Here is a 10,318-nt window from a genome sequence, read left to right as displayed (position 1 = left end):
CGACGCCCGAGGCGCCGGATTGCGGGAAAGGTGGGACGATCAGGCGCCGGCGCTCTGGAATTGCTTCTGCATTTCCACCAACGCGGGCGAGGCCGGGGTGATGTGGTTGCGCTGCTCGGCTTCGATCAACCAGCCGCTGCGGTGCCAGCCTTTGACGATGGGGTCGAGGCGCGCCTGGGTGTCGGTCTCGCCGCGTCGGGTCCAGATCACCGACGGTGCTGGATTGAGTTCCGGCAGCAAGGCGCGGTAGTTCTGCCATTCGGCGGTGTCGGCCAACAGCGGGTTGATCAGCGTCGCGTCGTGCACGGCGGCAACGCAGTTATTACCGCGCAGGGCCAGCAGCGATTCGGAGGAACTTTTGAAGGCCTTGATCTCGACGCCCAGTTCGGTCAGCGGTTTCACGTAGCTACTGCCTTGCGAGGTGCAGACTGCCTGGCCCTTGAGGTCTTCCCAGCGGGTGATTTTGCTGTCTTTCAACACTGCCGCGGTGCCGCCGACGCGATAGAACGGCGTCGGTACATGCCCCAGAATCTGGTCGCGTTCGGTCGTCCATTCCATGTTGGCGATCAGCACATCGACCTTGCCCTGTTGCAGGAACTGCACGCGGTTGGCCGGCAGGACTGACACCAGCTCAACCTCCACCGACAGCTGTTTGGCCAGGTCATTGGCCAGGTCGACATTCAGCCCCTTCGGCGCTTGAGTGGTGGGATCGATGGAGCCGAAAGGTCCACCGGACAGCACCACGCCGACCACCAGGCGGTGGCGCTGCTGGATTTTGTCCAACGTCGCGTCGGCCTGTGCCACACCCATCCCGGCGAGGGAAACCACGGCACCCAGCATCACGGGTAACCATCGACTAACGCGCAGGTGCTGAAACGACATGAACTTCCCCTTGGCAATGATCGGCGTGTCCCGACCTGATAGAGGGGCATGCTAGGGATGGACGGTGCCTAACGGAAATTCAAATATCTCATATTGTTATAACTTTCTGGATGCTGGTGGTTTTACAAAAGGCTATAAGCCTTATTTTATTGGTCTCCAGCGACACCTTCAAAAAACAACTTCCCCTATACATAAAAATACGTAATGTATTAGCACTGCCCATTGATATGAATATTGCCCGATCGAGCGCCCATGTCCGACCTTTCCACCCTGGATCTTGAACTGCTGCGAACCTTTATCGCCGTGGTCGATCACCACAGTTTTGCCGGAGCCGGCGTGCACCTGGCGCGTACTCAGTCGTCAGTGACGCAGCATATGCAGCGCCTGGAACAGCAAGTGGGCGTGCCGCTGTTTCGCAAACAAGGCCGGCAGAAGCTGCTGACCGAGCCGGGTTTGCAGTTACTGCGGCACGCACGACAAATGCTCGCGCTCAATGATGAGGCCTTGAGCTCCCTGCGTGAAAGCAGCCTCAGCGGCATACTGCGCATAGGCTCGCCGCATGACATCGCCGACACCATCCTGCCGCCGATTCTCAGCCACATCGCCCGCTCGGCGCCGCGCTTGCGCCTGGAAATCGACGTTGGCCGCAGCCCGTTTTTGATGGAAGACCTGCATCGCGGCAAGATCGACATGGTGATTTCTACCCGCGAAGACCCGTCCCTCGAAGGCTTCGCCCTGCGCACCTCGCCGGTGTGGTGGATTTGTTCGGCGCAATATATCCACGTGCCCGGCGAACCGCTGCCGCTGATTCTGGTGGATGAGCCAAGTATCTATCGGCGTTATGCGCTAGAGGCGTTGGAGCAGGCACAGATTCCGTGGCGACAGGCGTACCTGGCGTCGAACCTGATCGGGATCAAGGCGGCCACGCGTGCGGGGTTGGGGGTGACGGCGCGCAGCATGGAAATGCTCGGGCCGGACATGCGCGTGCTTGGCGAAAACGACGGACTGCCGCGCATGCCGGACGTGACCTATTACCTGTGGATTCGCCCGAACACGGTCAACCCGCTGGCGCGCAAGGCGTACGATTTAGTGCGCAGCAGTCAGGGCCTGCGCGGTGGATTTTAGACGTGTGGCTGGATAAAAATCTGTGGTTGATCCCAACTCTGTAGGAGCTGCCGAAGGCTGCGATAAGGTCGGAACGACCTTCGCGATGGCGATTGATCGTCCGAGTGCGGCCCAAACCTTCGGCAGCTCCTACAGGGGTCATGCGTGTTGCCTGCAATGGGTCAGATCAACTTCTGCTTGATCGCCTCTTCCAGCGAACTCTGGCTCAGGTGCTTGATCGTGGCATCCAACGATTCATTGAACGGTAACGTCACAATCAACAGCAATTGCATCCAGGTGGTGATGGTTTCGCTCTTGCTCACGGTGCCCAGTACTTTACCGTCGCGATTTTTGTACACCGTCTCCAGCGTCAGGTCATTGCTGAATGTCACAGGAATAACGAGAAACGTGAAGCCGCTGATAAACGCGGCGGCGCGATTTCCACGCTCGCTGTTCTTCAGGCTGGCATAGACGTAGACATCAGAATCAACCTGCTGACTGGTCACACTGCTCAGGCGATTGGATTCTTTGTACGAATCCAGCACCAGCTTCTCCCAGGCAGGAACATTGACCCCACCCGCCATAGGCGTGCCATTGAACTCATGCTCTGCGGTAAAACGCAGGTAAGCAGTTGGCTTGTGCTCAGCAGCGGCGGCTTGCGGAGGCCAGGTCTGAACCGGAGCCAGATTGTGCGCGGAGTAAGATACACACCCGGTCAACGAGGCACTGACCAACATCAACAATGCAACGAAAAAACGGCTCATTGTGCAGCCGCCTGTTGCAGTGCAGGTGCGGCAACCGAAGCTTGAACGGCCGATGGCGGCAGTTGCCTGGTCGCCGACGCCAGCAACTGAGCAACCAATTGGTTCAGGTAGTTCGCACCCAGGCGCGGCGCCCAGTAATCGCGGTCATATATGCCGACGTTTTGGGAGATATCGATCTTCTCGCTAGTCTTGGCCAATTGCTTGCCGTGGCGATCTTCGATGGTCAGGGTGCCGGCGATGTCGAAGGTATCGACGTCGACCGGGCCGTTGACCCAGATCCAGATGGTCAGCGTCAGAATCGCGCCGGGGATGTAGCCGGGGTGAGTCGAGCGCTTGCCCTTGAGCGAAGTCAGGTCGAACTTGAGCACCATGTCGTCATCGCCGGCTTTAACCGGGAACACCACGACCTTGTTGAAATAGTCGCTTTTCTCGACGTAATGGGTGATCTGGTCAGTCAGTTGACGGCTGGCGGTCAGGCGCTTTTCCGCGTTCACGCCAGGATCGGAAATCGACACTTCAGCGATTTGTGCAGCGTGTTCGATGCTCGTCGCGGCTTTAACTTGCGGTTCGCCAATAGGGCCTGTCGGGGTGAAGGAGATACAGCCGGTCAACGACAGGCTCATTGTCAGGGCGAGGGGTAGAAAAATCCGATTCACTGCAGTGTTCCTGTCTAATGCCAGGCGCGCGGCGACTCGGTGTCAAACAGACGAACAAGGATGAAGAAGTTTGCCAACGTCCGTGTATGCACTGTATTGCGGGTTACGCCGCCGCCTGAAAAATGGCGCCGATAAAATAGCGTAACCATTGTATATCTAAATGTTACAAAAAGAAGGCATAGAGCCACTATTTTTTGTAGCTCAGCACACCTACACAGTAGTTCTGTGGCTGGAGCAACATCCAGGTCACACCACAAATTCCCTTTAGGAACTGCCGCAGGCTGCGATAAGGTCCGAAGGACCTTCGGCAATTTCAAGAACACGACGGCTGCGCAATCGATCGCAGCCTTCGGCAGCTCCTACAGGATCACGGGCAATCACGGATTTGCACCCGCCACAAATCCACTGCGCCGCTACCAGGCCGCTATCGTCGAATCCGCCCTCGGCTCGGTCCCGCCACATAAAACCCCGCTCTGCGGATCACGCACGATGATCTGCCCTCGCCCATACACCGTCAGGTCGCAGGCCACTTCTACCTGATGCCCGCGCCGTGCCAGCGCCGCCGCCAGATCCCGCGAAGCGCCCTGCTCGATCCCGACTTTCATCCCGCCCAGCCACTGCCAGCGCGGCGCATCGAGGGCAGCCTGGGGATTGAGGCCGAAGTCGATCAGGTTCATCACCATCTGCACATGCCCCTGAGGCTGCATGTAGCCGCCCATGACCCCGAACGGACCCACGGGCTCGCCGTCCTTGCTGAGGAAGCCGGGGATGATGGTGTGGAACGTCTTTTTGCCCGGCGCCAGGCTGTTGGCATCGGCGGGGTCGAGGCTGAACTCCTGCCCACGGTTTTGCAGGCCGATGCCACTGTCGGGCAGCACCACGCCGGAGCCGAAACCGTGGTAGTTACTCTGGATGAACGACACCATGTTGCCTTCAGCATCGGCGGTGGCCAGGTACACCGTACCGCTGGCATGCGGATCGCCAGGCTTTGGCGGCAAGGCCTGCTCACCGATTTCGGCACGACGGCGGCTGGCGTACTCGGCGCTGAGCAAATCATTAACCGCAACCCGCATGTGTTCAGGGTCGGTGATGTAATGCCGGCCATCGCTGTAGGCCAGTTTCATGGCTTCCAGTTGCCGATGCCAGGTCTGCAGACTGTCGCGATGGTCGAAATCGAAGCCTTCGAGGATCTTCAGCGTCATCAGCGCCACCAGCCCCTGCCCGCTCGGCGGGATTTCCCAGACGTCGTAGCCTCGGTAATTGATGCTGATCGGATCGACCCACTGCGGGCGATAATCCCGCAAGTCACTGGCGCTCAAGTAGCCGCCGGTGGCCTGTGAATGCGCGGCCAGAAGCTCGGCCAGCGCGCCGCGATAGAAACTCTCGCACCCGGTTTCGGCCAGTTCGGCCAGGGTCCGAGCCTGTGCCGGATTGCGGAACAACTCGCCAGCCTTGGGAGCCCGGCCATCAATCAAGAAGGTCTCGAACCAGGCATCGAGCACCGCATCGCGATGTGGGCTGAGTTCCTCCAGCGTAGCCTGCCATTGCAGGGCAACCACGGGAGAAACCGGGAAGCCATCCCGCGCCAGACTGATCGCCGGTTGCAGCAGGTCGGCAAACGGCAGTCGGCCAAAACGCCGCGACAACTCGGCCCAGGCCGACGGAATGCCCGGCACGGTGACCGGGGTCCAGCCGTACAGCGGCATCTGCTGATGACCCGCCGCCTTCACCGCCTCGATGCTTAACGCCTTCGGCGCGTGACCGCTGGCATCGAGTCCGTGTATTTGTCCTTTGACCCAGACCAGCGCAAACGCGTCGCCGCCAATCCCGCAACCAGTGGGCTCGACCACGGTCAACGCGGCGGCTGTCGCAATGGCCGCATCAATCGCATTGCCGCCTTTTTGCAGCATTTCCATGCCGGCCTGTGCGGCCAGCGGTTGCGAGGCAGCGACCATGCCGCGACGGGCAAACACGCTTTGACGTTGTGATGAATAAGGGTATTCGTGGGCAGAAAATTTCAACATGACAAAGACTCATCAAGAAGGAATGCTAAATCACTCAGAGAACCCGGCTGAGAAAGGCCTGGGTTCGCGGATGTTTGGGTTTGCTGAAGATTTGCTCCGGCGGCCCCTGTTCGATCAGTTCACCTTGATCGAGCACCACCACGCGGTCGGCCACTTCACGGGCGAAACCCATTTCGTGGGTGACGACGACCATGGTCATGCCCTCCTTGGCCAGCTCTTTCATCACCTCCAGCACCTCACCCACGGTTTCCGGATCGAGGGCGCTGGTAGGTTCATCGAACAGCATCGCCTGGGGTTTCATCGCCAGCGCGCGGGCAATCGCCACCCGCTGTTGCTGACCGCCCGAGAGCATCGACGGGTAGTGATCGACCTTGTCCGCCAACCCGACCCGCACCAGCAGCTCGCGTGCCTGTTGGGTGGCCGCCGCGCGGGATACGCCAAGCACCTGAATCGGTGCCTCGATGATGTTCTCCAGCGCAGTCATGTGCGGGAACAGGTTGAAACGCTGGAACACCATGCCGATGTCCCGCCGTTGCCGGGCGATATTGCGCTCCGAATCGCGGACCAGGCTGCCGTCGGCGCGCTCGCGATAGCCCATGGCCCGACCATTGACCCGAATCGACCCGGATTGAATCTCTTCGAGCAAATTGATGCAGCGGATAAAGGTGGTCTTGCCCGAACCGGAAGCGCCAATCAGCACCACCACCTCGCCCCGGCGTACCTGCAGGGAGATACCTTTGAGAATCTGCAGATCGCCGAATGACTTGTGCAGATTCAGCGCTTCGATCACCAGTTCTTCACTCATGTGCGCCATCTCAACGTCCCCTCAGCAGTTTCATGGTGCTGCGCCCGAACATACGACTGGTGGGCGCCGCCGGCCGATCTGACTGACCAAAACGCGCTTCCAGCCAGCGCTGAAAGAAGCCCCAGAGTGTGGTCAACAACAGGAAATAGATCGCCACCACCAAGTACAACTCGAACACCCGGAAGGTCGCCGAGGTGACCATTTGTGTACTCAGCAACAACTCCTGCACGCCAATCACACTGACCAGCGTAGTGTTCTTCAGCATCACGTTGAACTCGTTGCCGATCGGCGGAACGATCACCCGGAAAGCTTGTGGCAACACAATGCGGCGCATCAGTTTGCCGAAGGTCATGCCCAGCGAGCGTCCGGCTTCGTACTGCCCCTTGTCCACCGCGCCGATGCCGGCCCGAATGATTTCGGACATGTATGCGCCTTCGTTGAGGCCCAGCGCGATGATCGCCGCCTGCAGGTTGCCCGGCAGAATGAACCAGCCGAAGTCGAGGTCTTCGAAACGAAAAATCCCGCCAGCCGCCAGCGCGGTATAGAGGAATACGATCTGCACCAGCAACGGCGTGCCGCGCATCAACCACACGTAAAAACGCACCGGGTACTGCAACAGCGGGTTGTTCGACAGCCGCATCAACGCTGCCAGCAGCCCCAACACACTGCCTATCAGCATCGCCGACACGCTGATCACGCAGGTCAGCCAGAGCCCGGTGAGGTACACCCCGCTCGGCTGCAACAGGTACTGCCAGAACACGTCCCAATTGAAGTTCATCGAACGAACCCTCAGTCCAGCTTGTCGCTGTCGACATGCCATTTGGCGAGCAATTGCGTGTAGCTGCCGTCACTGCGCATGTCCTTGAGCACCTGGTCCACGGCAGCCGTCAGTTGCGGATCATCCTTGCGCGTGCCCAACCCGGTAAGGATGCGACTGAACGCCGGAACGCCTTCCTGGAACAGGTCCGGGGCCATCGCCGCGTAGTAACCAGCGGTTTCCACAGTGGTGCCGTAGGCGTCGACCTGACTGATGCGCAGCGCCTGAAAGGCATCGGTGTCGGTGTTGTAAACCACCAGTTTCATCGGTGGCTTGCCGGCTTTGCTCAGGTTGTCGTTCTCGGCGTCGAGCAGGGTTTTGATGGTCGAGCCGTTGAGCACCGCCACCTTGTGTCCGGAGAGGTCAGCCAGTGCCTTGATACCTTTGGGATTACCCTTGGGCACCACCACCGACTGGCTGGAGTACATGTAGTTGGAGATGTCGATCACCTGCCGCCGCTCAGGCTTGTCGAACAGTTGATCGACGATCATGTCGCACTGTTTGGCGAGCAACGCCGGCACCAGTCCGGAGAACGGAATCACCCGCCACTCGACTTTCTTGTTATCCAGCCGTTTGGCGATTTCCAGGCCCAGGTCCACGGTCAGGCCCTTGGGTTTCTGCGCCTCGTCGAATGACACCAGCGGTGGTGAGTCCATGCCGGAGCAATAGGTCAGTTTGTCGACCTTTTGCAGGCGATCCGGCACTGTGGGCGCGGCCACCGCCAGTTGGGCAGCCAGACTCAGGGATACAACCGCGAACAACACACTTGGTTTATGCATGACGACTCCGATCAGTTAAGTAACGGGGCAGCACTCAAATCACAGCGGTAGTACGGCAGGCTTGACGCCGGCTCTATTTTTCCGATTGCGTGTGTTCCAATTTCAAAAACTCAATTAGCGGCGGGATGGTGCCCTCGATGTGCTCGCGCAGCACCGCCTCGGCCTTCGCCGCATCCCCGCTGCGGATCGCGTCGAGAATTACCGAATGTTCTTCGCGGGCGCTCATGGGCTTCTCGGCGTGCTGCAACCACAGGCGCATGTGTGGTTCGATCACCGAATACAGCGCGGTAATCTGCCGCATCAAACGCGGACGCTCGGCCAGGCTGCACAGGTATTCATGAAACGCGCGGTGCCGGCCGACCCACTCCGCACTCTCTTCGCGGCAGTCGTCCATTTCATCGAGCAGGCGTTCCAGACGACTCAGGTGGCGCTCAGTCATCTTTGGCACCGCCACCCGAATCGCCAGGCCCTCCAGGGCACTGCGCATTTCGAAAACTTCGTGCATCTCTTCGATATTCAGGCCACTGACCACCGCCCCGCGATTGGGCCGCAGGGTCACCAGACCATCGGCCGCAAGACGCCGAAACGCCTCACGCACCGGCATCCGGCTCATGCCGATTTCATTGGCGATGTCTTCGGCAATCAGCCGATCACCGGTGCGCAAGGTACCGCCGCAAATCGCCCCGAGCAGGTAGTCATAAGCTTCTTCTTCAGCAGTCATGGGCTGACGTTCAACGTAAGGATGGGCAAATCGCATGCTCTGTCACCGTTTTGTATTTTTGTATCCAATTATCCATAGATACAAAAAAGCAGAATCCGTGCCAGTTTGGAGAAACCGATTTAAGCGATTGATTCAGGGAGTTTATTGCGGATTTGCTGCGGAGTTAAACGGGCGGGCGGTCAGGCAGAACGACACAAAATGGAGCAGCTATAGGGTAAAACGCACACGACTGGGGAGAATGGGTAACGCGGTAACAGCAGGTGCAATGGTGACTTGTGGGAGCTGCCGAAGGCTGCGATGAGGCCCGAACCTTCACCGCGTTTTATGCCAATCGCAGCCTTCGGCAGCCCCTACAAAGTCCGCATTTCGTCGGTCAGAGATGCAACGCATGCCCCAACGCCCGCAGCGCCGCTTCCTGCACCGCTTCACCCAAGGTCGGATGCGCATGGATGGTGCCGGCGATATCTTCCAGACGGGCGCCCATTTCCAGGGATTGGGCGAATGCTGTGGACAGCTCCGAGACGCCGACACCCACCGCTTGCCAACCGACAATCAAGTGATTGTCACGACGCGCCACCACCCGGACGAAACCGCTTTTCGACTCCAGGGTCATCGCCCGGCCGTTGGCGGCGAACGGAAAGTTGCTCACGATGCAATCCAGGCCTTGGGCTTCTGCTTCCTGCGGCGTGGTGCCGACCACCACCAGTTCCGGGTCGGTAAAGCACACCGCTGCAATCGCCGTTGGATTGAACTCCCGTGCCTTGCCGGCAATCAGCTCCGCGACCATTTCACCTTGAGCCATGGCGCGATGGGCAAGCATCGGTTCGCCTGCCAGATCACCAATTGCCCAGACGTTGCGCATGCTGGTCTGGCACCGGTTGTTGATCTTCACCGCCGCGCCGTTCATCTGCAGATTCAGTGTTTCGAGGTTCCAGCCCTGACTGTTCGGACGCCGTCCCACGGCCACCAATACTTGATCGGCCGACAGCGTCAACGTCTCGCCGCCTGGGGCGCGCACGTGCAATGCCTGTTGATCGGCATCAAACCCTTCGACGCTGTGTTGCAGGTATACCTTCACCCCCAGTTGCTTCAGGGTCTCGGCAATCGGCAGGGTCAGTTCGCGATCATAGGCTGGCAGGATGCGGTCCTGCGCCTCGACCACGCTGACCTCAGCGCCCAGTTTGCGATAAGCGATGCCCAGCTCCAGACCGATGTAACCGCCACCGACCACGATCAAGTGCTTGGGAATCGAGGTCGGTGCCAGCGCTTCGGTAGACGAAATGATCGGCCCGCCCAACGGCAGCATCGGCAGGTTCACCGAGGTCGAACCGGTGGCCAGCAACAAGTGCTCGCATTGAATACGCAGGCCGGCGCTTTCGACGTCGACGGTCTTGCCATCGATGACCTTGGCCCAGCCATGAATCACCTGCACGTTGTTTTTCTTCAGCAGCGCCGCGACGCCGGTGGTCAAACGATCAACGATACCGTTGTTCCAGTTAATGCTTTGGCTGATGTCGAGACTGGCCGACGGCACGCTGATGCCCAGCGCCGATGGCTTGCTGAAAGCGCTGGTCTGGTGGAACTGCTCAGCAACGTGGATCAACGCCTTCGACGGGATGCAGCCAACGTTCAAGCAGGTGCCGCCCAAGGCCTGGCCTTCGATGAGCATGGTCGGAATGCCCAACTGACCGGCGCGAATCGCGGCGACGTAACCGCCAGGGCCGCCGCCGATGATCAGCAGTTTGGTGCTCAGAGTCTGTTGCATG

10 protein-coding genes are annotated in these 10,318 nt (G+C 59.5%); 1 reads left to right on the top strand and 9 read right to left on the bottom strand.

What is annotated here, in order from left to right; translation table 11 throughout:
* Nucleotides 1-39 precede the first annotated feature (39 nt).
* The gene (locus ACF0H7_RS10030; protein WP_397452604.1) at nt 40-882 is read right to left on the bottom strand and encodes a transporter substrate-binding domain-containing protein; all 843 of its coding nucleotides are present in this window, start codon (nt 880-882) and stop codon (nt 40-42) included.
* Nucleotides 883-1,134: 252 nt separating this feature from the next.
* Between ACF0H7_RS10030 and ACF0H7_RS10025 the strand changes: the two genes are divergently transcribed.
* Nucleotides 1,135-2,007, top strand: a complete 873-nt coding sequence (locus ACF0H7_RS10025; protein WP_397452603.1) for a LysR substrate-binding domain-containing protein — start codon at nt 1,135-1,137, stop codon at nt 2,005-2,007.
* Between the two features lie 161 nt (nt 2,008-2,168).
* Here ACF0H7_RS10025 and ACF0H7_RS10020 read toward each other — a convergent pair whose 3' ends face one another.
* The 8 genes from ACF0H7_RS10020 to lpdA all read right to left on the bottom strand — a co-directional run bounded on the left by ACF0H7_RS10020 (nt 2,169) and on the right by lpdA (nt 10,317).
* Nucleotides 2,169-2,750, bottom strand: coding sequence for a hypothetical protein (locus ACF0H7_RS10020; RefSeq protein WP_397452602.1), 582 nt, complete (start codon nt 2,748-2,750; stop codon nt 2,169-2,171).
* Nucleotides 2,747-3,406: a hypothetical protein gene (locus tag ACF0H7_RS10015; RefSeq protein ID WP_397452601.1), complete on the bottom strand. Its 660-nt coding sequence runs from the start codon at nt 3,404-3,406 to the stop codon at nt 2,747-2,749. The genes ACF0H7_RS10020 and ACF0H7_RS10015 overlap by 4 nt, the downstream gene beginning before the upstream one ends.
* 413 nt (nt 3,407-3,819) lie before the next feature.
* Nucleotides 3,820-5,430, bottom strand: a complete 1,611-nt coding sequence (gene ggt, locus ACF0H7_RS10010) for a gamma-glutamyltransferase (RefSeq protein ID WP_397452600.1) — start codon at nt 5,428-5,430, stop codon at nt 3,820-3,822.
* Nucleotides 5,431-5,464: 34 nt separating this feature from the next.
* Entirely contained in the window at nt 5,465-6,244 is a 780-nt protein-coding gene (locus ACF0H7_RS10005) for an amino acid ABC transporter ATP-binding protein (protein WP_397452599.1), read from the bottom strand.
* A 1-nt stretch (nt 6,245) separates the two neighbouring features.
* On the bottom strand, nt 6,246-7,013 hold the full coding sequence (locus tag ACF0H7_RS10000) for an amino acid ABC transporter permease (protein WP_397452598.1): 768 nt from the start codon (nt 7,011-7,013) through the stop codon (nt 6,246-6,248).
* A gap of 11 nt (nt 7,014-7,024) precedes the next feature.
* Nucleotides 7,025-7,831, bottom strand: a complete 807-nt coding sequence (locus ACF0H7_RS09995) for an ABC transporter substrate-binding protein (RefSeq protein ID WP_397452597.1) — start codon at nt 7,829-7,831, stop codon at nt 7,025-7,027.
* 73 nt (nt 7,832-7,904) lie between these two features.
* Nucleotides 7,905-8,588, bottom strand: coding sequence for a GntR family transcriptional regulator (locus ACF0H7_RS09990; RefSeq protein ID WP_397452596.1), 684 nt, complete (start codon nt 8,586-8,588; stop codon nt 7,905-7,907).
* A gap of 337 nt (nt 8,589-8,925) precedes the next feature.
* Nucleotides 8,926-10,317 carry a dihydrolipoyl dehydrogenase gene (lpdA, locus tag ACF0H7_RS09985; RefSeq protein WP_397452595.1) on the bottom strand — a complete coding sequence of 464 codons (1,392 nt, stop codon included), beginning with the start codon at nt 10,315-10,317 and terminating at the stop codon, nt 8,926-8,928.
* Nucleotide 10,318: the final 1 nt, after the last annotated feature.

Origin of the sequence: Pseudomonas sp. NA-150 (assembly GCF_044336365.1) — a bacterium.
Classification (GTDB): Bacteria; Pseudomonadota; Gammaproteobacteria; order Pseudomonadales; family Pseudomonadaceae; genus Aquipseudomonas.
The sequence above is the reverse complement of the archived record's forward strand: the minus strand, read 5'-3'. Positions and strand labels throughout refer to the sequence as shown.